This window comes from uncultured Sulfitobacter sp., from assembly GCF_947497275.1.
In the GTDB taxonomy this organism is placed as follows: Bacteria; Pseudomonadota; Alphaproteobacteria; order Rhodobacterales; family Rhodobacteraceae; genus Sulfitobacter.
The window spans coordinates 1-355 of record NZ_CANMFS010000052.1 but is presented as its reverse complement, the minus strand read 5'-3'; the positions used below and the strand labels follow the sequence as shown (position 1 = coordinate 355).

Here is a 355-nt window from a genome sequence, read left to right as displayed (position 1 = left end):
GCCGGGCCTTCCTGCTCGGAGCTGTGCCGCAGGACGGCGGTCTTGATGCCCTTGACCCGGGCCGTGCGCAGAACCCGCGCAGCGATCTCACCCCGGTTCGCAACCAGCAGTTTGGAAATAGTCATATCCGTTCCTTTCATACCCTTTCGACAGGGTGAAACCCGTCTTTTTCGGCGAGTTTTGCCGGTACGGGGATTTCGATGTCGAGGAGCATTTGTGCGAAGCCCTTGCCTTGGGGGTCGATGCGGACCGAGGCGATGCCGCCGCCGCCGAGGGACTCGTGCAGCAGGAAGTTCAGCGCATGGCTTCCGGGCAGGTCGAAGCGTTCGACCGGGCCGTTGCACAGGTGGGCGAA

Annotated in this window: 1 protein-coding gene and 1 pseudogene; both read right to left on the bottom strand. The window is 63.1% G+C overall.

The features are described 5' to 3' along the window. Window positions 1-125: biotin carboxylase N-terminal domain-containing protein (locus Q1A06_RS20950; RefSeq protein WP_299568051.1), on the bottom strand; the 125-nt coding region annotated here is incomplete at its 3' end. 11 nt (window positions 126-136) lie between these two features. Then, window positions 137-355, bottom strand: a pseudogene (locus tag Q1A06_RS20945) (terpene utilization protein AtuA); the annotation flags it as partial.